Origin of the sequence: Streptomyces uncialis (genome assembly GCF_001905345.1) — a bacterium.
Lineage (GTDB): Bacteria > Actinomycetota > Actinomycetes > Streptomycetales > Streptomycetaceae > Streptomyces > Streptomyces uncialis.
Genome location: NZ_LFBV01000005.1, coordinates 509,361 through 531,188, shown reverse-complemented (window position 1 = coordinate 531,188; position 21,828 = coordinate 509,361). Strand labels below are relative to the sequence as shown.

The 21,828-nt window shown below is 73.1% G+C and carries 18 protein-coding genes; 7 read left to right on the top strand and 11 right to left on the bottom strand.

What is annotated here, in order from left to right; all coding sequences use genetic code 11:
* Positions 1–130: 130 nt before the first annotated feature.
* The 3 genes from AB852_RS22540 (at position 131) to AB852_RS22530 (ending at position 4,392) form a co-directional block, all read left to right on the top strand.
* Positions 131–1,624, top strand: coding sequence for an HtaA domain-containing protein (locus tag AB852_RS22540; RefSeq protein ID WP_073791542.1), 1,494 nt, complete (start codon positions 131–133; stop codon positions 1,622–1,624).
* A 217-nt stretch (positions 1,625–1,841) separates the two neighbouring features.
* Positions 1,842–3,548, top strand: a complete 1,707-nt coding sequence (locus AB852_RS22535; protein ID WP_073791539.1) for an HtaA domain-containing protein — start codon at positions 1,842–1,844, stop codon at positions 3,546–3,548.
* Positions 3,549–3,726: 178 nt separating this feature from the next.
* Entirely contained in the window at positions 3,727–4,392 is a 666-nt protein-coding gene (locus tag AB852_RS22530; protein WP_073791536.1) for a PhzF family phenazine biosynthesis protein, read from the top strand.
* 203 nt (positions 4,393–4,595) lie between these two features.
* Here the strand turns inward: AB852_RS22530 and AB852_RS22525 are convergent, their stop codons facing one another.
* The 5 genes from AB852_RS22525 to map form a co-directional block, all read right to left on the bottom strand.
* Positions 4,596–5,249 carry a biliverdin-producing heme oxygenase gene (locus AB852_RS22525; protein ID WP_073791533.1) on the bottom strand — a complete coding sequence of 218 codons (654 nt, stop codon included), beginning with the start codon at positions 5,247–5,249 and terminating at the stop codon, positions 4,596–4,598.
* A 301-nt stretch (positions 5,250–5,550) separates the two neighbouring features.
* Complete coding sequence (locus AB852_RS22520) at positions 5,551–6,555, bottom strand: ABC transporter permease subunit (RefSeq protein WP_073791530.1); 1,005 nt, start codon at positions 6,553–6,555, stop codon at positions 5,551–5,553.
* Positions 6,552–7,445 (bottom strand): ABC transporter ATP-binding protein, encoded by an 894-nt coding sequence (locus tag AB852_RS22515; RefSeq protein WP_073791527.1) that lies wholly within the window; start codon positions 7,443–7,445, stop codon positions 6,552–6,554. The genes AB852_RS22520 and AB852_RS22515 overlap by 4 nt, the downstream gene beginning before the upstream one ends.
* Positions 7,442–7,855 carry a GntR family transcriptional regulator gene (locus AB852_RS22510; RefSeq protein WP_073791524.1) on the bottom strand — a complete coding sequence of 138 codons (414 nt, stop codon included), beginning with the start codon at positions 7,853–7,855 and terminating at the stop codon, positions 7,442–7,444. The genes AB852_RS22515 and AB852_RS22510 overlap by 4 nt, the downstream gene beginning before the upstream one ends.
* A gap of 202 nt (positions 7,856–8,057) precedes the next feature.
* Positions 8,058–8,915: a type I methionyl aminopeptidase gene (gene map / locus AB852_RS22505; RefSeq protein ID WP_073791522.1), complete on the bottom strand. Its 858-nt coding sequence runs from the start codon at positions 8,913–8,915 to the stop codon at positions 8,058–8,060.
* A 146-nt stretch (positions 8,916–9,061) separates the two neighbouring features.
* Between map and AB852_RS22500 the strand changes: the two genes are divergently transcribed.
* A complete protein-coding gene (locus AB852_RS22500) occupies positions 9,062–9,295 on the top strand; it encodes a hypothetical protein (RefSeq protein ID WP_073791519.1) in 234 nt (77 codons plus the stop codon).
* A 115-nt stretch (positions 9,296–9,410) separates the two neighbouring features.
* Here AB852_RS22500 and AB852_RS22495 read toward each other — a convergent pair whose 3' ends face one another.
* The gene (locus AB852_RS22495) at positions 9,411–10,784 is read right to left on the bottom strand and encodes an MFS transporter (RefSeq protein ID WP_073791743.1); all 1,374 of its coding nucleotides are present in this window, start codon (positions 10,782–10,784) and stop codon (positions 9,411–9,413) included.
* Between the two features lie 238 nt (positions 10,785–11,022).
* Positions 11,023–11,628: a hypothetical protein gene (locus AB852_RS22490; RefSeq protein WP_073791516.1), complete on the bottom strand. Its 606-nt coding sequence runs from the start codon at positions 11,626–11,628 to the stop codon at positions 11,023–11,025.
* A gap of 202 nt (positions 11,629–11,830) precedes the next feature.
* Between AB852_RS22490 and npdG the strand changes: the two genes are divergently transcribed.
* Positions 11,831–12,553, top strand: a complete 723-nt coding sequence (gene npdG / locus AB852_RS22485) for an NADPH-dependent F420 reductase (RefSeq protein WP_073791515.1) — start codon at positions 11,831–11,833, stop codon at positions 12,551–12,553.
* Between the two features lie 234 nt (positions 12,554–12,787).
* Positions 12,788–12,982 carry a hypothetical protein gene (locus AB852_RS22480; protein ID WP_399502481.1) on the top strand — a complete coding sequence of 65 codons (195 nt, stop codon included), beginning with the start codon at positions 12,788–12,790 and terminating at the stop codon, positions 12,980–12,982.
* Positions 12,983–13,197: 215 nt separating this feature from the next.
* Here the strand turns inward: AB852_RS22480 and AB852_RS22475 are convergent, their stop codons facing one another.
* Positions 13,198–13,995 (bottom strand): site-2 protease family protein, encoded by a 798-nt coding sequence (locus tag AB852_RS22475; protein ID WP_073791509.1) that lies wholly within the window; start codon positions 13,993–13,995, stop codon positions 13,198–13,200.
* A gap of 228 nt (positions 13,996–14,223) precedes the next feature.
* Here AB852_RS22475 and AB852_RS22470 point away from each other — a divergent pair, with 228 nt between their 5' ends.
* Positions 14,224–18,123 (top strand): AfsR/SARP family transcriptional regulator, encoded by a 3,900-nt coding sequence (locus AB852_RS22470; protein ID WP_079184840.1) that lies wholly within the window; start codon positions 14,224–14,226, stop codon positions 18,121–18,123.
* 458 nt (positions 18,124–18,581) lie between these two features.
* Here AB852_RS22470 and AB852_RS22465 read toward each other — a convergent pair whose 3' ends face one another.
* From AB852_RS22465 to AB852_RS22455, 3 genes are all read right to left on the bottom strand, one after another.
* Positions 18,582–19,163: a hypothetical protein gene (locus AB852_RS22465; protein ID WP_073791506.1), complete on the bottom strand. Its 582-nt coding sequence runs from the start codon at positions 19,161–19,163 to the stop codon at positions 18,582–18,584.
* Positions 19,164–19,578: 415 nt separating this feature from the next.
* Positions 19,579–20,412, bottom strand: coding sequence for an ABC transporter permease (locus AB852_RS22460; RefSeq protein ID WP_073791504.1), 834 nt, complete (start codon positions 20,410–20,412; stop codon positions 19,579–19,581).
* Positions 20,409–21,437, bottom strand: coding sequence for an ATP-binding cassette domain-containing protein (locus AB852_RS22455; protein WP_073791501.1), 1,029 nt, complete (start codon positions 21,435–21,437; stop codon positions 20,409–20,411). Before AB852_RS22455 ends, AB852_RS22460 begins: the two co-directional genes overlap by 4 nt.
* Positions 21,438–21,828: the final 391 nt, after the last annotated feature.

Below are 21,828 nucleotides of genomic sequence, written 5' to 3'. Positions count from 1 at the left end.
GAATACACCGTCCTGTCGTGCTGGTTGTGAGGTTCGGGTGACCGAAGGAGGTGACCGAAGGGTTCCGGCCAGGTCAGCCATAGTTTAGGTTAGCCTTACCTTAAATGACCAGGCCCAGGAAGGGGCATCGATGCTGTCCGGACGGGTTGCCCGTACCGCCGCCGCCACGGCGTGCTCGGCTCTCATGGGAGCGCTGCTGCTCCCGGCGTCGACCGCGCACGCGGCCGAGCGCACGGTGAACGGAGGCCGGCTGGACTGGGGCATCAAGTCCTCGTTCCAGCGATACGTCACCGGTCCGATCGCCCAGGGGAACTTCACCCTGCAAGGCGGTTCGGCGACCGTGGGCGCGGGCCAGTTCCGCTTCCACTCGGCGAACGGCACCTACGACCCGGACACCGGCGCCTTCCGCGCGGGCTTCTCCGGCGGGGTGCGGTTCACGGGCCACAAGAAGCCGAACGGTGACCTCCAACTGGATCTCACCATCTCACGCCCCACCGTCCGGATCTCCGGCGGTTCCGGCACCCTCTACGCCGACATGCTCAGCAAGGAGCTCAACACCGGCAAGGTGACCAACACCAGCCAGGTGCCGATGGCCTCGCTGAACCTGTCCGGTGTCGACATGCGCGGCGGCGGCAGCCCGGTCGCCCTCAACGGCATCCCCGCCACCCTTACCGCCCAGGGCGCCAAGGCGTTCGCCGGTTACTACACCGCCGGTACCGCCCTCGACCCGGTGAACCTCTCCGCCGATGTCGCCGCCGCGGCCACCCGGCCCGCGCCGGAGCCGTCCCAGGAGACACCGCCGCCCGGCAAGAAGGACGAGAAGGCCGACAAGGACAAGGCCGGCGCGGACAAGAAGGACGAGAAGAGCGAGAAGGACGGCAAGGGCGACAAGAAGCCCGCGGCCGGACGCATCGAGGACGCGGCCGTCGACTGGGGCGTGCGCCGCACCTTCCGCGAGTACGTCAACGGCTCCATCGCCAACGGCGAATGGAAGCTGACCGACGGCGCCCAGGACGGCGGCGCGCTCTTCCGCTTCCCCGAGGGCAAGGGCACCTACGAGAAGAAGGCGCTCGACGCCACCTTCACCGGCACCGTGCGCTTCTCCGGCGACCAGGGTCTCGACCTGACGTTCAGCAGGGTCGCCGTGACCACCAAGGGCGCCAAGGGCACCCTGTTCGCGGATGTGAAGAACTCCGCCTTCCACGACGCCAAGGTCCCGCTGGTCACCTTCGACACCGCCGCGCTGAAGACCTCCGGTGGCCTCGTCACCATCACCGAGGCCCCGGCCGAACTGACCGCCCAGGGCTCCAAGGCGTTCGGCGGGATGTACAAGGCCGGTACGCGGATGGACCCCGTCTCGCTCGCCGTCGCCCTCGACACCAAGGCCGAACTGCCCGCGCTGCCCGACCTCGGCAGCGACCCCTCACCCAGCCCCGCCCCCGAGAAGTCCGCCGAGGCCACCCCCGCCGACCAGGGCGACAAGACCGAGAAGGCCGCCGCCGCCGAGGACTCGTCGGGCTTCCCGGCCGTCCCCGTCGCGATCGGCGCGGGTGTGCTGCTGCTCGCCGCGCTCGCCTTCTGGTTCGTCCGCTCCCGTCGCGCCGGGACCACCGACGCAGGCTGACCCGGACCCCTTGACCTCTTGACCTCTTCCCCGCGCGAGGACGCGGCCCCCGGCCGGGGGCCCGCGCACCCGGCCCCGGGCCGCACCGGCCCCGGCCGCGGTGCCCGGGGCCGTCGCCGTACGGTCCGCGTCCGCGCACCCACCACACAACAGCCGTCCGGGCGGGCCCTCCCCCCCCCCGGCCCCCCGGACCGGCCCTCACCTAGGAGAACGGATCATGGCAGCTCCCCGCCGCCGCCCGACATCACTCGCGGTCTGCGCCGCGACAGCGGTGACCCTCGGGGCCACCGCGCTGGCCCTGCCCGCCGTCGCCGCCCCCGCCGCCCCGTCCGCCCCCGCCGGGCCGCCGATCGGGCTCAAGGAGGGCACTCTGGACTGGGGCTTCAAGGAGACGTTCCGCAAGTACCTGGTCGGGCCGATCGGCAAGGGCAAGATCACCGCCGCCGAAGGCGCCCGGCAGGCCGCCGGGAACGGCCCGTTCACCTTCACGGACGGCACGGGCACCTACGACATGGGCAACCACGCGACGAACACCGCGTTCAAGGGGTCCGTCCACTTCGAGGGCCATGCCGGGGTCCTCGACATCAAGCTGTCCGACGTCAAGGTGAGGACGACCCGGACCGACGGCACGATCAGCGCGGACGTGACGACGAAGAAGGACGGCAGGACCACCACCGACCAGGACGTGGTCCTCGCCGATCTGAGCCTCACGGGCGTCCGGCCCGGCTCGGGTCCGGGTGGCGCGATGGTCTTCAAGGACATCCCCGCCAAGCTGACGTCCGGCGGCGCCAAGGCGTTCCAGAACTTCTACCAGGCGGGTGCCGTACTCGACCCCGCCACCCTCACCGTCACCTCCGAGTCCTCCGGCACCCCCACCGGCACCCCGACGGGTACACCGACCGGCACCCCCACGGGCACCCCCACGGGCACGCCGACGGGTACGCCGACCGGCACTCCCACGGGCACGCCGACCGGTACTCCCACAGGGGGCCCGACCGGTACGCCGACGGGTCCCTCGCCCGAGCCGACCGACGACCCGACCGATGAGCCGACCGATGAGCCGACGGGCGGCCCTGGTGAGCCCGGTGAGCCCGGTGAGCCCTCCACGCCCGGCGAGGAAGGGCCGGTCGGCGAGGTCGTCGACGGCAAGCTGTCGTGGGGCCTCAAGGAGTCCTTCCGCTCCTACATCAAGAGCGGCGGCTCCATCAATCTGTCCGAGACCGCCACCGACAACGGCAACGGCTTCGACTTCCCGTTCGCCTCGGCCGAACTCGACCCCGAGGCGAAGACGCTGGACGCGTCCTTCAACGGCACGGTGCAGTTCCTCTTCCTGAGCCACACGATCGACATGGCGTTCACCGACGTCAAGATCAAGGCGAACGGCTCCAAGGGCACGCTCGTCGTCGATGTGATCACCCCGCAGCGGACCAGCGACGACGTGGAGTTCGCCACGCTGGACCTGTCCGGGGTGTCGTACCGCCCGACGAACGACGTCCTGCTGCTCGACAAGGTACCGGCCAAGTTCACCGCGGACGGGGCGAAGCAGTTCGCCAACGACACGGTGGGATCGATCTACCAGCCGGGGATGGAGATCGACCCGGTCACCGTCGCGCTCGCGCTGTCCGACGACGTGGAGCTGCCCAGCGGCTCCGGCGGCTCGTCCTCCGGCGGGAGCGAGGGCAGCGGGTCCGCCGGCGGCGGCGCCGGTGGCTCGGCGGGCGGGTCCGTCGGCGGCGGCTCGGTCGGCGGGGGTTCCGCGGGCGGTTCCGTCGGCGGGGGCTCCGCCGGTGGCTCGGCCGGAGGGTCGCTCGCGGCCACCGGTGCGGAGCTCCCGACGGGTTCGCTGCTCGCCGGGGCCGGAGCCGTCGTGGCGGCCGGTGCGGCCGTGGTGATCGGCGTGCGGAGGCGTACGACGGCGCAGTGAGCCTGACGGGGCGTCGGGACCCGCGCCGCGCGCGGAGTTCCCCGCGCCCCCGGGTTCTCACCCGCGGTCATGGTTGTCCCCCGGGCGGGCCCCACGGGTGCGCGGTTCGCCGCGCCCCGCGGGGCCCGCCCGTGGACGTGGCTGTTCGGGTGCGGGGGTGGGCGGGCACAATGCTGCGGTGACCCAACTCGACGTACTACGAGTCTTCTGCGGACCGGACGGTGGCCGCGGCAATGAGCTGGGCGTCGTCCGGGACGGCGCACCGGTGCCGCAGGAGGCGTCCCGCAGGCGTATCGCCGGGAAACTCGGGTTCAGCGAAACCGTGTTCGTGGACGATCCCGAACGCGGCCAGATCGACATCCACACCCCGAGCCTGCGGCTGCCGTTCGCGGGACACCCGTGCGTGGGCGCCGCGTGGCTGCTGGACGTGCCCGAACTCGTCACCCCGGCGGGCGTCGTGGGGGCGCGTCAGGACGGGGAGTTCTCGTGGATCGAGGCGCTGCCCGAGTGGGCGCCGGAACGCACGCTGAGGCAGTACGCCTCGGCGGCCGAGGTGGACGCCCTGGAGGTCCCGCCGCCCGGTGAGTGGATCTACGCCTGGGCCTGGGAGGAAGAGGCCGCGGGGCGGATCCGGGCGCGGGCGTTCCCCGGCCGGGACGACGGGGTCCGCGAGGACGAGGCGACCGGCGCGGCGGCGCTGCTGCTCACCGCGGAACTCGGCCGCGCGCTCAACATCCGCCAGGGGCTGGGCTCCCAGATCCTGACCGCGCCGCAGCCGTACGGCTGGGTGGAGGTCGGCGGGCGGGTCCGGCTGACGCATTCGGGGCTGCCGCTGCCCCGCTGACGTACGGGTGACGCCCGCCGCCGACCCGCCCCCGGAACTCCGGGGCCGGGTCGGCGGCGGGCGGACGTCGGACCGGCGGCCGGGCGGGTCGACCGCTGGGCGGTCCAGGCGCCGGGCCGGTCAACGGCTGGGCGGATCGGGCACCCGGTCCGATCAGGCACTGGTCCGGTCGGGTACTGGGTGGTGCAGGGGTGCCGGTCCGATCAGGCGCTGAGGGGGAACTCCTCGCCCAGCGCGTGGAACACGGCGGTGTTCAGCGCGAACGCCCGCTTGCACTCGGCCACGATCCGCTGCTTCTCCAGGTCGTCGGCGGCGACACCGTCGAGGAGTTCGCGGTAACCGCGCTTGAACGCGGCCGGGTTGGTGATCTCGTCGAAGACATAGAACCGCACGCCGTCGCCCTTGCGGGCGAAGCCCCAGGTCTTCTCGGCCCGGTCACGGATGATCTGGCCGCCCGACAGATCACCGAGGTAACGCGTGTAGTGGTGGGCGACATAGCCCGCGGGCCACTCGCGCACACACTCCTCGACGCGCTCCGCGTAGGCGCGGGTCGCGGGCAGCGCGACCAGGCCCTCCTGCCAGGACGGACCGCGCAGATGGGCGAGGTCACGCTCCAGGGCCGTGCTGCGCATCAGCTCGGGCTGGATGAAGGGACCGGCGACCGGGTGGTCGCGCAGGGACTCCGCACCGGCCTCCAGCGCGCGATAGACGAACCAGAGCTGCTCGGTGTAGCGCGCGTAGGCGTCCACCCCGAGCTTTCCGCCGAGCATGTCGCTCATGAACGACGAGCTCTCCGCTTCGGTGTGCGCGTCCTGCGACGCGGTGCGGATGAGGGTGGAGAACGGCGGCGTGTCCATGGGACCTCCGGGTGCCGAAGGGGGGCGGGGCTGCACCGATCATCTATGGTTAGGCTTACCTAAGTCAACAGCTTTCCGACAGGCTGTCGGGAAAAATATACCCGGAGAGCGGACCGGTGTGCCCCGATCCGGGGAATCCGGCCCGCTCCCGTACGTCTCCCGCCCCGCCGCGACCCGGGTTCGGCAGCCGCAGACCCGGTTCCGAGGCGGCTTCCGGCCCTGCGGCAGCCGTACCCTCCACCGCGTCCGCTGGCCCAGGGCGGCCGTCAGGACAGCCGCGTCCGCAGGTCCAGGGCGGCCGTCAGGACAGTCGTCGGCGCAGCCACCAGAAGCCCGCCCCCGCCGGCAACCCCGCGAGGGCGAGGTACAGCGCCGCCTCCAGCAGCTGGAACGTCCAGTACCGGTCGCCCGGCTGGTACTCCACCTCCACCCGCAGGCCGGCCTGCTCAAGGCACTTCCCCTGGGACGCGGGGCCGCTGTCCGCGCAGACCTCCGCCCCGGTCGCGGGCACCCCGTCCGGGGTCAGTGCCGGGGATCGGCCGGACGTCACCCACGCCCCGGCCATCTCCACGATCACGTCCATCCGGGCGTTGTCGCCGGAGCCGCGCGACTGGAGCCCCATCCCCGTGATCCCCTTCTCCAGCCCCGCCGGACCGGCCACCCGCAGCGTCCTGGTCTCCGGCGGCATCAGATGCGGGCGCACCGCCAGCGGGACGAGGATCTGCGCGGCGGCGACCACCGCCAGCGTCACCGCCATCGCGGGCAGGGTCCGGCGGACCAGCAGCCCGGCGCACACCCCCACGGCGAACGCGAAGGCCGCGTACCCGAAGGGCACGACCCCGCGGACCTCGAAGACCAGCGGGGTGAACCGCTCCTGCGTGATCGCGTCGATCGGACGGGCCCACCAGGTCACCATCAGACCCAGCAGCCCCGTGGTGAGCACCGCGAAGCCGCCGACCGCCAGCATCCGGACCATCAGCCAGCGGGTCCGGGTGACTCCCTGGTTCCAGATCATCCGGTGCGTGCCGCTCTCCAGCTCACGGGCCACCAGCGGGGCGCCCCACGCCATCCCCAGCAGCCCCGGCACGGCGATCAGCGCCGCCCCCACCGCGGAGACCATGGTCTGCTGCTGCCGCACGAACTCGTTCAGCGAGTCGCCGCAGCCGCCCGCGCACCCCGCCCGGATCTCGTCCAGACCGTCCCGCATCCCGATCCCCGTGATCAGCAGGAACGCCGCCACGACGCCGAGCAGCGCCAGGGTCACCAGCAACGGGACACGGAACTGCCGCCAGGTGAGCCAGATCATGAGCGGGCCTCCTGCCGGGACGCCGCCGGGGCCGCGGTGTCCCGCGCCGCCATATGGACGAGGACCAGGTCCTCCAGCCCTATCGGCTCCATCCGCCAGGCCGGATCACGCAGCTCGATCATCGACCGGACGACGAAGGTGCTCTGCCGCTCGGTGTGCTGCGCCTGGACGACCGTCAGCTCCCCGGGCAGCGAACCGGGGTCCCGGCGCGCGGTGGTCAGCCGGAAGTGGGTGGCGAGCAGCTCGTCCACGTCCCCGGCGAGCCGTACCCGCGAGCCCACCAGGGTGATCAGATGGTCGCAGGTGCGCTCCAGGTCGGACACCAGATGCGAGGAGAGCAGCACCGAGATCCCGTGCTCGGCCACGTACGCCATCAGCGCCTGGTGGAACTCCCGCCGCGCCAGCGGGTCCAGCGCGGCCACCGGTTCGTCCAGGATCAGCAGCTCGGGGCGTTTGGCGAGGGCCAGGGCGAGCGCCAGCTGGGCCCGCTGGCCGCCGGACAGCCGCCCCGCGCGCTGCGCCGGGTCGAGACCCGTGGCGTCGATCCGGGCCCGCGCCAGCGCGGCGTCCCAGCCCGCGTTCAGCTTGGCGCCGAGCCGCAGGTGCTCGGCGACCGTCAGCCCCTTGTACACCGGGCTGTCCTGGGCGACGAAGCCCACCCGGGCGAGCTGTGCCGGGCCGGACCCGGGGCGTCCGCCGAGCACCGACAGGGTGCCCGAGGTCGGGGTGAGCAGCCCGCACGCCAGCTGTAACAGGGTCGACTTCCCGGCGCCGTTGGGGCCGACCAGGCCGACCACCCGGCCCTCGGGGACGCTCAGCGTGCACTCGCGCAGCGCCGTCCGCCGTCCGTAGCGCTTGGTCAGCCCGCGGGCTTCGAGGACCGCCGTCATCGCACCGCCCCGTCCGGAGTGCCCGGCTGACCGGCCGCCCTGGCCCGCAGCGCGGTCAGGACCAGCGCCTCCACGCTCTCGTCGGCCAGTCCGGCGGTCCGGGCGCGCACCAGCCAGTCGTCCAGTTCGCGGCGCAGCGCCTCGTACTCGGGGTGCGCGGTGTCGTCGAGCGTGCGGGTCACGAAGGTGCCGACGCCCGGCCTGGGCGCCACCAGACCCTCGTACTCCAGCTCGCGGTACGCCTTGAGCACGGTGTTCGGGTTGACCGCGACCTGCGCGGCCACGTCCTTGACGGTCGGCAGCCGGTCGCCCTCGGCCAGTACCCCGAGGCGCAGCGCGCGGTGCACCTGCTGGACGAGCTGGCGGTAGGGGGCCACTCCCGACCGTGCGTCCAGATGGAACTCGATCATGCGTTTCCCTATTCATCTAGGTGGCTAGCACTTTAGGACTCTAGGGCTTTCAGGCTCGGGTTGTCCTGAGAACGGCATGAGAAAACCCGCCCCCGGCTCGGGGGCGGGCTCATCGGTGCGTGTGCGGCCATGCGTGGCCGCGCTGGGCGTGCGCGGTGGGTGGCCCGTGCGTACGGCCGGGCCGGACCGGGGCCGGGGTCGGCTACGGGAGGGTGAGGATCTCCGTACCCGTGTCGGTGACGACGAGCGTGTGCTCGAACTGGGCGGTCCGTTTGCGGTCCTTCGTCACGACCGTCCAGCCGTCGTCCCACATGTCGTACTCATGGGTGCCGAGCGTCAGCATCGGCTCGATGGTGAACGTCATGCCCGGCTGGATGACGGTCGTGGCGTGCGGGCTGTCGTAGTGCGGGACGATCAGCCCGGAGTGGAACGACGAGTTGATGCCGTGCCCCGTGAAGTCCCGTACCACTCCGTACCCGAACCGCTTGGCGTACGACTCGATGACCCGGCCGATCACATTGATCTGCCGTCCCGGCCGGACCGCCTTGATCGCCCGGTTCAGCGACTCCCGGGTCCGCTCCACCAGCAGCCGCGACTCCTCGTCCACGTCGCCGACGAGATACGTGGCGTTGTTGTCGCCGTGCACCCCGCCGATGTAGGCGGTGACGTCGAGGTTGACGATGTCGCCGTCGCGCAGCACCGTCGAATCGGGGATGCCGTGGCAGATCACCTCGTTGACGGAGGTGCACAGCGACTTCGGGAAGCTCCGGTACCCGAGCGTCGAGGGGTAGGCGCCGTGGTCGCACATGTACTCATGGGCGACCTTGTCCAGCGCGTCGGTGGTCACTCCCGGCGCGATGACGCTCGCGGCCTCCGCCATCGCCCGCGCGGCGATACCGCCCGCGATCCGCATCCGCTCGACGGTGTCGGCGTCCTGGACCTCGGGACCCGTGTACGGGGTGGGGGCGGCCTTGCCCACGTACTCGGGGCGGGTGATGTGTCCCGGGACGGCGCGGGGGGCGGAGAGTTCCCCGGGGACGAGCAGCGACTGGGCAGACATGTCAACGAGTGTAGCCAGCCCGGATGGGGCAACATGGCCGCTGTGGGCTTCCCGGGACCGGGGAGCCGGACGCCACCCGCCCGCCGCCGCGGACCCGAGGCGACGCGCGGGGGCACCCAGGACGCACAGGACGCAAAGGATTCGACATGGCGCTGTTCAAGAAGCGGGCGGCCGGCAAGCCGGGGGAGTGGTACTACTGCCTCGTCCATCAGAAGGTCGAGGAGGGCCCGGAGTGCCCGGCCAAGGACCGCTTCGGGCCGTACGCGAGCCGTGAGGAGGCCCAGCACGCGATGGACACCGCCCAGGAGCGCAACCAGGAGTGGGAGAACGACCCCCGCTGGCACGACGCGGCGGCGCGCGGCGAGGACGACGACCGCTGACCCCGGGCCGCCGGGCGGGAACGGGGCGGGGGCGGGGGTCCGTCCGGGACGGTGGAAGGCCGGTCGGGAACGGCGGGGACCTGTCGGGAACGGTGGGGGCCGTCGCAACAGCGGGTCAGGTCCCGGCCGCCGGTGAGCCCTCGGGGAACTCCCGGGGGGACGCCTCGGGAGCCGCTTCGGGGGATTCCGCGGAGGACTCCTTCTCCGCCCGGCGGCGCCGCGCGTCGGGGTCGGTCTCCGCGTCGTAGGCGATCAGTTTCGGCAGGACCGCCGCCAGCAGCGCCACCGAGGCCACACAGGCGAGCCCGCCGGACCAGAACGCGGCCCGGGTGCCGGTCCAGCTCGCCATCGCGCCCGCCCGGACCTGGCCGAGCTGCGGACCCACGCTGTAGGAGAGCACCTCTATACCCGCGAGCCGCCCCCGCAGCCCCTCCGGGATCGTCTGGTTCCAGATGGTGCTCCGGCCCAGTCCGCTGATCATGTCGCCCGCCCCGGCGACCGCCAGACACGCCAGCACGGGCCACACCGAGTCGAACCAGCCCGCCGCCGCGATCGCCAGCCCCCACACGGAGGCGCCCGCGACCACCAGCAGTCCATGGCGCCGGGTCCGCGACAGCCAGCCGCTGGTCAGGCCGATCAGCAGCGAACCGACGGCGCCCGCCGCGTACATCAGCCCGAGCGACCACTCCGCGTCCAGCTCGTCCGCGAGGAACGGGAAGATCGCGTGCGGGAACGCGAAGAACATCGCCGCCAGGTCGATCGCGTACGTCCCGAGCAGCACCGGACGCGACCAGGCGTACCGCGCGCCCTCCGCGAGTCCCCGCAGCGACGGTTTGGGCGCGCCCTCGGACGGCGGCGCCGCTCCGAGTCCCCGGCACATCAGCACGGACACCGCGAACGTCACCACCGTGATCCCGTACGCGGGCGCGCTGCCCGCGAACGCCACCACGACCCCCGCCAGCGACGGGCCCGCGATCTCGCCGGCCTGCCAGCGCAGCGCGTTCAGCGCCGCCGCCGCGGGCAGTTGGTCGTGCGGGACGATCCGGGCCATCAGCGAGTCGAGGGCCGGGCGCTGGAGTCCGGTGAGCGCGGCGACCCCCGCCGCCACCAGGTACAGCGGCCACAACAGCGGTTCCGGCAGCAGCGCGTTGACCAGCAGCACCGCCGCGAGCACCCCGAGGCCCGCCTCCGTCGCGATGATCACCTTGCGGCGGTCCACGGCGTCGGCGAGCGCCCCGCCGTACAGCCCGAAGACGATCAGCGGCACCAGCTCGACGGCGCCCATCGCACCCACCGCGAGCGGCGACCCCGTCAGATCCTTGATCTGCAACGGCAGCGCGATCAGGGCCATCGCGGCCCCGATGTACGTGATCAGGCCCTGGGTCCACAGCAGCCGGAAGTCCCGGGAGGACCGCCAGGGGGAGAGGTCGGGCAGCAGACCGCGCGCTCCGGTGGCACGGGCCGGGGGAGCGGGCTCCCCCCGTTCGATGGGGTCAGCGGTCACGGAAGGGCATTTTCCAGTCGCCCGCACCCCGCTGCCAACCGGTTTTCCCGCTGCCGTCCGGTCACCGGGAGGCGGGCCCGGTCGCGGCGGTGGCCGACCGGCTTCCCCGCTGCCCCCGCGCTGCCCACTGCCCACGGCCCGGCCCGGCCCGGCGCTCTGCCCACCGCCCTGCCCGGCGGCCTGTCGGTGACCGGAGGCGTTCAGTCGCGGTGGCCGGGGCCCGTCACCAGCGGGTGGGCGGCGGGGTGGTGAGGCGGTCGGCGAGCCGGGACAGCCGGTCGCGCAGCCGGTGCGGTGCGCGCGGGGCGGGCAGACTCGCCTCCCCGGCCGCCGCGCTCACCAGATGCTGCACCGTGTCGAGCGACAGCTCCGGATCGGTGGGCGCCGTCAGCCACTCATGGGCCAGCGACGTCAGCTCCGTGTCCCCCGCCGACAGCGCGAGGACCGTCGCCCCGGCCCGCCGGGCCCCGTGCACCCGTTCCAGCAGGCCCTCACCGGGTGCCCCGGGCGCGACGACGAGCAGCGTCTCACCCCGCCGCACCGCCTCGATCCGGGCGAGGCCCACCGCGAGATGCGCCGCCGTGCCCCCGGGCGGTACCCGGTGACGCACCAGCGTCGGGGCCAGCTCCGGGGTCCCCGACCACGCCGCCTCGTCCACCAGGTGCGCCGCCAGATGCCACGGCTCGTACTCCTCCGTCCCCACCAGGAGGAGCCCGCCCCCGCGCGGCACCACGGAGGACCGCAGGGTGCCCGCGAACCGGCGGGTGGCACCCAGCCACTCGGTCCCGGCGAGCACGTCCCGCAACATCGCGACTCGTACGGCGTCCATGGCCTCGCATGATGCCCCAATCCGCCGTACCGGCGGCGGAGGTTCACCCCGATTCGCCGGGGGCGCACGGATGTTCGGGACCGCCCCGGACGCCCGCCCCACGCGCCCCGCCCTGCGCACAGGACCCGCCCGAACGCCACCACCACCCGGGGTGAGGGATGCCACGCCGCGCGAGTGGATCACCGGCGCATAAGGTCGGGGCATGACTTCTTCCGACAACGCGCAGCCCGGTCCGCCGCCCGCGAAGGCCCCCGCCAAGGACCCCTGGGAGCTGCCCGACGTGTCCGGGCTCGTCGTCGGCGTCCTCGGCGGCACGGGCGACCAGGGCCGTGGCCTCGCCTACCGGCTGGCCCGCGCGGGCCAGAAGGTGATCATCGGTTCCCGGGCCGCCGACCGCGCCGCGAGCGCCGCCGCCGAGCTGGGCCTCGGTGTCGAGGGCGCCGACAACGCCGAGTGCGCCCGCCGCAGCGACATCGTGATCATCGCCGTCCCCTGGGACGGCCACGCGGCGACCCTGGAGTCCCTGCGCGACGAACTGCGCGGCAAGATCGTGGTCGACTGCGTCAACCCGCTCGGCTTCGACAAGAAGGGCGCCTACGCCCTCAAGCCCGAGGAGGGCAGCGCCGCCGAGCAGGCCGCCGCGCTGCTCCCCGAGTCCCGCGTCACCGCCGCCTTCCACCATCTGTCGGCCGTGCTCCTCCAGGACGCGTCGATCGAGGAGATCGACACCGATGTGATGGTCCTCGGGGAGGCCCGCGCCGACACCGACACCGTGCAGGCGCTCGCCGCCCGCATCCCCGGGATGCGGGGCGTGTTCGCAGGCCGGCTGCGGGGCGCCCACCAGGTCGAGTCGCTCGTCGCCAACCTGATCTCCGTCAACCGCCGCTACAAGGCCCACGCGGGCCTGCGGGTCACGGACGTCTGAGCCGCAGGCCACGGAAGTCCGGCGCCCGGCGGCAGCGACGTCCGGCGCCGGAGGTCACAGAAGTCCGTTCAGGGGCGGGCCCGACGCGTCCGGCGGGCACCCGGGGCCCTGGAGCAGAGGCTTCGGGGACCGCGGAACGGACCTGCCCGGAACCGGCCGGGCGGGCGCCGGGCGGCGGCGGCCATGGGGGACACTGGGACGACCGCGCAGTGTCCCCCGACAGGAGCCGACCCCATGTCCCGCCTCGCCCTCTTCGCCCTTGTGGTGTGCCTGCTGTCCGTCACCGCCGCGGTGGTGTCGTTCGCCAACGGAAGCTGGCTCGGTGTCGTCTGGGTCCTGCTCACGGGGCTGTCGTCCAACATGGCCTGGTACTACTTCCGGCGCGACCGGCTCCGGGCCCGCACCGCGGCGGGGCCCCAGGCCCGCTGACCCGGGACCGCCGCTCCCGGCGCTCCGGAGGACGTGTCACGGACGACGTGACCGGGGTGACGTGACCGGACGCCGGGTCCGGGACGCCGGGGCACCGGGCGCCGCACCCGGCCCGGCCCCGGTTCGCGGCCGGTTCGGGAACACCGTCGCGGCAGGCTCGCGCGCGGGCCGCACAGCCGTCCCGTGCCCAGGGTTCACGGCAGGCCCGGGCCGCCTCACCCGGCCTCGCAGACCGGGTTCGCCTCCCGCCAGAACCGGAACAGGTCGTACCCGCAGTAGCGCTCCAGGTCCCCGACCCCCAGTGAGCCCAGCAGCACGTCGACCATGTCGAAGAAGACGCGGTTCACCTCGGGAATCCACAGCACCGCGAAGACGAACAGCAGCCCGAACGGCGCGAACGGCTCCACCTGCCGCCGCACCTTGTACGACAGCCACGGCTCGATGACGCCGTACCCGTCGAGGCCCGGCACCGGCAGGAAGTTCAGGATCGCCGCGGTGACCTGGAGCAGTGCGAGGAAACCGAGCGCGTACCGGAAGACCGGCGGCACCCCGTCCAGCAGGCCCAGCCAGAACGGGGCCGTGCACACCACCGCGAACAGGACGTTGGTCAGCGGGCCCGCCGCCGAGATCAGACTGTGCTTCCAGCGGCCCTGGATGCGGCCCCGCTCGATGAAGACCGCGCCACCCGGCAGACCGATACCGCCCATGATCACGAAAAGCACCGGCAGCACGATGCTCAGCAGCGCGTGCGTGTACTTGAGCGGGTTCAGCGTCAGATAGCCCTTGGCCCCGACGGAGATGTCACCGCTGTGCAGCGCCGTCCGCGCGTGGGCGTACTCGTGCAGACACAGCGAGACGATCCACGCGCCCGTCACGAACAGGAACACGGCGAGACCCGGCTGCGCGGCGAAGTCCGTCCAGGTCGCCCATCCGGCGACCGCGGTCACGGCGACGATCCCGAGGAACACGGGACTGATCCGGCGGTCCCCGCGAGGAATGCTGGCGGTGGTCATCTCACATGGCTCCTGGGGACGGGGACAGTACGGTGACGACGACAGCGGGCCCGCGGCCCGGCCACCGGCCCGCGGCGCCACCCGCCACCAGCGGCCCGCCGACCGTACCCGCCCACCACGAAAACGTCTCGCGGCGGGGCGGGAGTTCCGGGGAGGGTGGGGGTGTTGTGGGGTGGGTACCGCCCCGTTCCTCACCTCGTGCCTCAGGCACCGCGACAAGCGGAGACAATGGACCTCGTGCGCTACCGCATTCTCGGCACCACCCAGGCATCGCGCGCCGACGGAACCCCGCTGCCCGTCGGCGGCGCCCGGCTGCGCGCACTGCTGACCGTGCTCGCCCTGCGGGCCGGCCGTACCGTACCGGTGGCCGCGCTGGTGGACGAGGTGTGGGGCGACGAGCCGCCCGCCGACGCCACCGCCGCCCTCCAGGCCCTCGTGGGACGGCTGCGGCGGGCCCTCGGCGCGGACGCCGTCGAGTCGGTGGAGCGCGGCTACCGGCTGCGCGCCGAGCCCGACGACATCGACCTGCACCGCTTCGAACGGCTCACCGGTGAAGGCGCCCGAGCCCTCGCCGACGGCGACCCCGCCAAGGCGGCGGCCGTCCTGGACGACGCCCTGGCCCTGTGGCGGGGCCCCGCCCTCGCCGACCTCCCCGGCCGCAACGGCGCCACCGCCCGGACGGACGCCCTGCGGCTGAGCGCCCGGCGGGACCGGCTCACCGCCGTCGTCGCCCTCGGGGACGCGGACCGCGCCCTGCCGGAGCTGACCGCCCTGTGCGAGGCCCACCCGCTGGACGAACCGCTCCAGGCACTGCGTATCCGCGCCCTGCGCGACACCGGCCGCCCGGCCCAGGCCCTCGCCGCGTACGGCACCGTCCGCGAGACGCTCGCCGAACGGCTCGGCACCGACCCCGGACCGGAACTGCGCGCCCTGCACGACGCACTGCTGCGCCCGCCCGGCGCCCGGACCGCACCCCCGGCCCCGCCCCGGGCCCCGGCGGTCCCGGCCCCCGTACCCCCGGCCCCGGTACCCCCGGCCCCCGTACCCCTGGGCTCCGCACCACCCGCCGTATCCCCGTCCCCGGAGCCCGCGCCCCCCAGCCCCATACCTCCGGGCCCCACACCTCCGGGCCCCATACCGCCGGGCCCCGAATCGCCGGACCCCGTCGCCCCGGACGCCGCGCCCCCGGACCTCATACCTTCGGATTCCGCGTCCCCGGACACCGCGCCCAGGCGCACCATCGCCACGGGCCGGGGCGCCGGCACGTACCTCACCGGACTCACCGGCCGCGCCACCGGCATCGCCCCGGCGGGCCCGCCCACCGCACCTGCCGGGCGGACGGCACCCCGGGACTCCGCCGACCAAGCGCCCACCGGCCCCTCGCCCACCGGCCCGCCCACCGCACCTGCCGGGCCGACCGCACCCCGGGACCCCGCCGCGGCCGGACGGCCGACGGCACCGGGACAACCCGCCGTACCCGCCGTACCCGCCGCGCCCGGGGACTCCGCCGCGCCCGCCGACTCCCTCGAACCCGCCGCACCCGCCGACTCCGCCGCACCCGGGGACCCCGCCGACTCCGCCGCACCCGGGCGGCCCGCCCCCGTCGGCCCCCCGGCCCAGGGGAATCTGCGGGCGCGGCTCACCTCCTTCGTCGGGCGGGAACGCGACCTCGTGGCGATCCGGGACGATCTCGGCCGGGCGCGGCTCATCACCCTGCTGGGGCCGGGGGGCGCGGGGAAGACGCGGTTGTCGCAGGAGGCCGGGGAGAGTGTCGCGGGCGATGTGCCCGACGGGGTCTGGATAGCCGAACTCGCGCCCGTCGACGACCCCGACGACGTACCGGACGCGGTGCTCACCGCGCTCGGTGCCCGGCAGACCGTGCTGCGCGGGGCCGGTGCCGAGGAGATCCGGGCCGTCACCGAACGGCACCCCGTCGAGCCGCTGGTCCGGCTCGCCGAGCACTGCGCGTCCCGCCGGATGCTGCTGATCCTCGACAACTGCGAGCACGTCGTCGGCGCCGCCGCCCACCTCGCCGAGTACCTGCTGGCCCGCTGTCCGGGGCTGACGGTCCTGGCCACCAGCCGGGAACCGCTCGGGGTGCCGGGGGAGTCGCTGCGGCCGGTGGAGCCCCTGCCGGAACCCTTCGCGATGCGGCTGTTCGCGGACCGGGGGGCCGCCGCGCGGCCCGGGTTCCGGATCGCGGACGACCCGGGCGCCGCCGCCGAGATCTGCCGCCGCCTCGACGGGCTGCCGCTCGCCATCGAACTCGCCGCCGCCCGGCTGCGGATGCTCACCCCCCGGCAGATCGCTGACCGGCTCGACGACCGCTTCCGGCTGCTGACCAGCGGCGCGCGGACCGTGCTGCCCCGGCAGCAGACGCTGCGCGCGGTCGTCGACTGGTCATGGGAACTGCTCGACGGCGACGAACGCACCGTGCTGCGGCGGCTGTCCGTCTTCGCGGGCGGCTGCGATCTGGCCGCCGCCGAGGACGTGTGCGGGCCCGCGGCCCTCGACGCGCTCGGTTCGCTGGTCGACAAGTCCCTCGTGGTCGCCGCGCCCGGACCCGACGGACCCATGCGGTACCGGCTCCTGGAGACCGTCGGGGAGTACGCCGCCGAACAACTCGACCTGGCCGACGACCGGGCCCCCACCGAACGCGCCCATCTCGTCCACTACCGCGAGGTCGCCCGTACCACCGACCCGCTGCTGCGGGGCGGCGGACAACCGGCGGCGATCCGGCTGCTCACCACCGAGTACGAGAACCTGCGGACCGCCCTGCGGCACGCCGTCGCCGCCCGGGACGAGCAGGAGTCGCTGTGCCTGGTGCTGTCCCTGGGCTGGTTCTGGCAGATCCGTGATCTGCGGACCGACGCCCGCAACTGGTCACGGGAGGCGGGCGCGCTCGGCCCCGACCCGTTCGCCCCGCCGGTGACCCCCGCGCTCCCGCTGTACGAGCCCGTCACCGCCGCCCCGCCGCCGATGCGGCCCGAGGTGCTCACCGAGGCCCGGCGCGGGGTCCACCTCATCCAACTGGCCTGCATGGACATGGATCTGGACGCCTGGCAGAACTCGGGGGCCCAGGACCGGCTGCGCAGGGTCGCCGCCACCTACCGGCCGGGGCTGCCGCAGACCTGCCGTACCCCCGGATACCTGTGGTTCTTCGCGGTGCTGCTCACCGGTGACCTGGACCAGCTGCACGAGGTCGTCGACGGGACGGTCCAGACCTGCCGGGACCTCGGCTACGCGTGGGAGCTGGGCCAGGCCCTCCAGATGCGGGCCAACATCCTCGCCAACCGCACCGAGTGGAACGGCGACGCCACCCGGGACGCCGACGAGGCCCTCGGGATCTTCCTGCGGCTCGGTGACGCCTGGGGCGCGGCGGAGTCGCTGTCGGCGCGCGGGGAGGCGTACGAGCGGCGGGGCGACCACGCGCGGGCCGCCGCCGACTTCGGGGCGGCCATCGAGCACTCGCGGAGCCTCGGCGCGCACGCGCAGGTCTCGGTGCTCAGCGCGCGGCTCGCGGGCGTCTGGCTGGAGATCGGGGGCGCGGACGCGCTGCGGGGCGAGGAACTGCTGCGCCAGGTGATCCACGACAACGCGGAGCAGGGCAACAACGGCGCGATGCCGACCTCGCGGCTGTTCCTCGCGATGTATCTGGGCCGGACCGGGCGCCGGGCCGAGGCGCGGGAGCATCTGCGGCTGCTGCGGGAGAAGTTCACCGCGGCCGGGTTCGTCGTCTTCGACGGGTTCATCACCGGGATCGAGGCATGGCTCGACATCCTCGACGGGGAGTTCGACGCGGGTCTCGCGAAGGTGCGGACCGCGCTGGTCGGGGCCGCCGACCCGATGTGCCGGATGATGGCGCCGCACCTCGGGGCGCAGCATCTGCTGACGGGCGCCCTCGCGCTCGCCCGACGCGACGGCGGCGCGCGCGCCCGGGACGCGGCGCTGCTGCTGGGCGCGTCCCGGGCGCTGCTGCCCGCGCGGCACTGCGACACGGCCGCGGACCGTGAGACATGGGCCGCGGCCGAGAAGGCGACCCGCGCGGCGCTGGACCCGGAGGTGTTCGACGCGGCGTTCGCGGAGGGCGCCGGATTGACCCTGGAGACCGCGAGCGCCTTGGTCTGAGGCGGATGGCCGCAGAGGGAATGGAAATGTGCCGGGGGTGGCCTTGTGAAGTGGTTCCGGCCGAATTTCGTGGTCCTTTGTCTCCGCTGCGGATTTCTCGCCGCGACGGCACCGCTCTTCCTGATACCGCCATCAGCTCCGACGGCCGCCCGCCCTATGAATTCCTGACCGCTCCCCATTGTGGGTTCATTGTGCGGGGTGGCGGCAAGGAGTCCGGCCGTGCTTCGGGCGGCGGTGGATGGTCGGTGTTCTCCGGCACACCGTTCCGGAGAACACCGGAAGCCGGGACGGGTCCTAAGGGCTGTCCCGTAACCCCCGGCGGGCGCGCGACGACAGCTACGGCACCTCGCTGCGTTGTCGGATCACCCGAATACGCCCAGTATGAGGACGATCCTCCGCCTTGCGATGCACCGCATCTGACGCCGCACGCTGATCCACCGGGGATTACGGGACAGCCCTTAGCCGAAGGTGAGCCCCGTGGTCTTGTTGTCCATGGCGCCCATGCTCGACATGGACGCCCTCGGGCCGGTGGTGTCACCGCCGTTGACGACCTGGTGCTCGTAGTGGTTCACATCGCAGGTGTTGTAGCCGTCGAAGGAGGAGATCCTGTCGTTCCACCAGGGGTTGATGTCCCGGATGTCGTTCACCGTGAAGTCGCGCTGTCCGTCCCGCACACAGGGCGTGCCCGCGGTGATGACCAGGCTGTCTCCGCCGTAGCCCGAAAGCTGGTACTCGATGGACAGGACGTAGGCCGCGGCGCGACTCGCCTCAGCGGTCTGGGGGCCTTCCAGCTTCGTCTTCAGTGTCCTGTCGGCGACGGCGGCGCGCGCGGTGAGCGGTGCGTCGGTGACCTGTCCGTTGGTCGCGGACGCGATCGACTCACGGAAGGTGCCGAAACACTCGTTGCTGCCGGTGGAGAGATTCGCCACGCAGTGGTCGCCGGGCTTCTCGGCGGCCTGTGCCTGGGCCGGGACGGCTATGGCGGTGCAGCCGAGCAGCAGTCCGGTGGCGAAGACGGATTTGATCGACGGTGCCTTCACGTTTCAACCTCATTCGTTGACTGGTCGTGCAGGTCGAGTCGTTCGGTAAGGCAATTCGGTGCAGGTTTCCAGCGGCTCACTCGTCCCTCATCGTTGCATGGGCCACAATCATTCTGACCGCACATTCCCGCCACATTTCGAATACCGTGCGAATGGTGGGTGCCCGATACCCTGCGAATGGCGGGTGTCCGACCGAAAGCCCTTGGTTCCGGAGCGGTTGGCGGGCTTTGGCGTCCGGTACGTCCGCCCGGCGGGCGCGGCCGCGCTTTCCCTGGCCCGGCGGCAGCGGCAGCGCTCCTTGTCCGGCCCCGGAACGCGATCGCCCCGCGCGACAACCACTGGGACTCAGGGCTGACTTGCGGGGCGATGGGGCGTCGGGGCGTGGGGGCCGGCCTTGTGCCGACCAGCTCCTCCGTCAGGTCCGGGTGCGGTACTTGTGGATCGCGACCGGGGCCATGACCGCGGTGATCGCGCCCGACCACAGCAGGACCATCAGGACGTCGTGGGCCAGCGGGCCGCCGTTGATCAGGTTGCGGGCGGCGTCCGCGAGGGACGACAGCGGGTTGTAGCCGGTGAACGTCTGGAGCCAGCCGGGCATGGACTCCGTCGGCGCGAAGATGGACGAGCCGAACTGGAGCGGCATCAGGACCAGCATGGCCATGCCCTGGATGGCCTGCGCGTTCTTCATCATCACACCCATGGTGAGGAAGATCCACATCAGGGCGGAGCCGAACACCAGGGACAGTCCGACGGCGGCCAGCAGGCCCGGCACGCTGTCCACGGACAGTCCGATGGCGAAGCCGACGGCGAGCAGGATCGAGGTCGCGACGAGCATCCGGCCGATCTCGACGATGATCTTGGCGATCAGCACCGAGGAGCGGGCTATCGGCAGGGAGCGGAACCGGTCCATGACCCCGGTCTGGAAGTCCTGGTTGAATCCGGTGCCCACCCCCATCGCGATGTTCATGCCCATCATCGCCATCAGGCCCGGGACCACGTAGTTGACGTACGTCTCCTGGTCGCCCGCGATCGCGCCGCCGAAGACGAACACGAACAGCAGGGTCAGGACGATCGGCATCAGCACGACGTCGAACATCGACTCCGGGTCCTGTCTGATCCACAGCAGGTTCCGGCGGACCAGGGCGGTGGTGTGGCGGACATGGGCCCGCGGACCGATCCGGCTCTCGTCCTTGCGGACGGCCGGGGCGGCGGGTGCGTCGGTGGGCGGCTTCAGGGTCGTGGCGCTCATACGGCGGCCTCCTCCAGGGCGGGGGCGGGGGTGTCCTGCCCGGTGGTCGGCCGGTGGCCGGTGAGGGACAGGAACACCTCGTCCAGGCTGGGCAGTTCGGTGGTGATCGAGGCGAGGGTGGTGCCCCGGGAGGAGAGCAGCGTGACGACGGCGGTGAGCTGTTCGTCGCTGAGGATCGGGACGAGGACGGTGCCGGAGTCGGCGTCGACGGTGGCGAGGCCCAGGCCGGTGAGGCCGGAGTCGTCGAGGGCCCTGGCGGTGGGCCACAGCTCCAGTGGGTCGGTGGGGCGCACCCGCAGGGTCCGGCCGCCGACCTTGGCCTTCAGGTCGTGGACCTTGCCGCCCGCGATGACCTTGCCCCGGTCGATGACGGTGAGTTCCCCGGCGAGCTGTTCGGCCTCCTCCATGTACTGGGTGGTGAGCAGGACGGTGACCCCGTCCCCGACCATCCGCTTGACCTCGTCCCACACCTCGTTGCGGGTACGGGGGTCGAGTCCCGTCGTCGGCTCGTCCAGATAGAGGACGGCCGGGTCGCCGATCATGGACGCGGCGAGGTCGAGCCTGCGGCGCATCCCGCCGGAGTACGTCTTCGCGGGACGCAGCGCGGCCTCCGTGAGGGAGAACCGCTCCAGGAGTTCATCGGCCCGCGTCCGGGCGCCCTTGCGGGTCAGGTCGAGGAGGCGGCCGATGAGGATCAGGTTCTCGCGGCCGGACAGCTTCTCGTCCACGGAGGCGTACTGGCCGGTCAGGCCGATCACCCGGCGCAGCGCGTACGGCTGGCGGACCACGTCGTACCCGGCGACGGTCGCGGTGCCCGAGTCCGGGGTGATCAGGGTGGACAGGCACCGTACGAGGGTGGTCTTGCCGGCGCCGTTGGGACCGAGGACCCCCATCACCGTGCCCTCCGCGACATCGAGGTCGACCCCGTCGAGGGCCTTCGTCGTGCCGTAGTGCTTGTGGAGTCCCCGGACGGATACGGCGATGCCCCCGGCGGAGTTTCGGGTGGTGCGGTCGGATCGGCTCATGCGTCGAGCGTGCCATCCGCCACCGACAGTCCGCCGACACGGAACGGGGTCCCGGCCCGGTCCGGGCGGCGGAGCACCGACAGATCGCCTACAGATCACCGACAGACCGTCCACAGGCCCGCCGAGAGCCCGCCGAGAGCCCGCCGACGGGTCCGCCGACGGGTCCGGGCAAGTTCGCCGACAGGTCCGCCGAGGGGCCGTCGTGGGCGGTTCGGGCGGGGTGCGCCGGTCCGGGTGCGCGCGGGCCCCGGCGCGGGCGGCCCGGGTGGGCGACGGGGAGCGCGGGGGCGGGGCGGACCGCGAGGTGACGGGGGGTGGTGGCTATGTGATAATCCCGTCCGATAGATCACGCAGCCCTCACGGATCGCCCAGGAACCCTCCGCTGCGGCGG